Genomic DNA, 1,341 nt, shown 5'->3' on the forward strand with positions numbered 1-1,341 from the left:
AGGCTTGTCCCGTATAACGCTGTGACCTGGGAGATCGGTCGGCGGTACTGTCGGCCGATGGAGTCTGATAAGTCGAACGAGTGCCCGCTTCATGGTGCTGGGGCGAGCGCGCAGAGCTTGGTGGGTCGTCGGCTCGCGGAGGTCGTCGGCTCGTGGCACTTGTACGGCAGTGACGCCCCTGCGGGCCCGCTGGATGTGTGGCTGATCGATGACCGGGGTGCCGCCATCCGTTTCACGACCGGATCGGATTGGTGTCTGATCGTTGAGGCATCAAAGCCGCACGCCGGCTTCGACATGGGTGACTCGGGGCGCGTCACAGTGGGGGCGATCGGTGAGGAGACGCCGTTCGCGGACCACGTCGGGGAGGATGTTCTGGAGGTGCGGGAGGAACACGCATCGAACACCGGGCGCGTTGCCTTGGAGCTCACATTCCCCACTGGTCGGGTCCGTTGTGAGAGCTGGGCTGGGGACCTCCGCTTGACCTCGGTGTGATGATCTTGGCGTGACTGGTGTGATCACGGCGTCAGAGTCGTCTTGGATAGGCCCGTTCACGGGACTCAACCCGAGGCTGTTCCGGAAGCTGGTGAGCATGCTGCGACGCGAAGGGGCAGACGCGAACCGCAGGGGCCGGCCTTGGAGCCTTCCGCTTGAGGACAGGGCGCTGCTGGTCGCCACCTACTGGCGGACGAACCTGACCATGCGCCAGCTTGGCCCGCTGTTCGGGGTCTCCAAGTCGGCGGCGGGCCGCATCATCGACCATCTGGGGCCGATGCTCGCGCTTCAGCCGCGGAAGCGGTTCGCCAAGGACACCGTGCTCATCGTGGACGGCACTCTCGTGCCCACCCGCGATCACACCGTGGCCGAGCGTTCGAAGAACTACCGGTATTCCACGAACCACCAGGTCGTGATCGATGCTGACACCCGCCTGGTTGTAGTGGTTGGCCAGCCGCTTGCCGGCAACCGCAACGACTGCAAGGCGTGGGAGGAGTCCGGCGCCAAAGCGGCCGTCGGCAGGACACTCACGATCGCCGACGGCGGCTATCCGGGCACGGGACTCTTGATCCCTCACCGTCGCGAGCGCGGCCAGACCGAACTTCCAGCCTGGAAGGAGGAGCACAACCGTTCCCACAAGCAGGTCCGGGCCCGTGTCGAGCACGTCTTTGCCCGCATGAAGACCTGGAAGATCCTCCGCGACTGCCGGCTCAAAGGCGACGGAGTCCACCACGCCATGCTCGGCGTTGCCCGCCTGCACAACCTCGCCTTGGCCGGATAGCGGCGAGCGCACGCACCTCAACTGCCACTGCCCATCGCGACTCGAAGATCGATTACGGGACAACCCCT

Annotated in this window: 2 protein-coding genes; both read left to right on the forward strand. The window is 65.5% G+C overall.

Annotated features, from left to right (window positions below; translation table 11 throughout):
• On the forward strand, positions 1-492 hold a 492-nt coding region (locus ACFWUZ_RS36315; RefSeq protein ID WP_384382401.1), incomplete at its 5' end, for a hypothetical protein.
• A 10-nt stretch (positions 493-502) separates the two neighbouring features.
• Complete coding sequence (locus ACFWUZ_RS36320; RefSeq protein ID WP_384382403.1) at positions 503-1,273, forward strand: transposase; 771 nt, start codon at positions 503-505, stop codon at positions 1,271-1,273.
• Positions 1,274-1,341: the final 68 nt, after the last annotated feature.

It is taken from the genome of Streptomyces sp. NPDC058646 (assembly GCF_042716875.1).
Classification (GTDB): Bacteria; Actinomycetota; Actinomycetes; order Streptomycetales; family Streptomycetaceae; genus Streptomyces.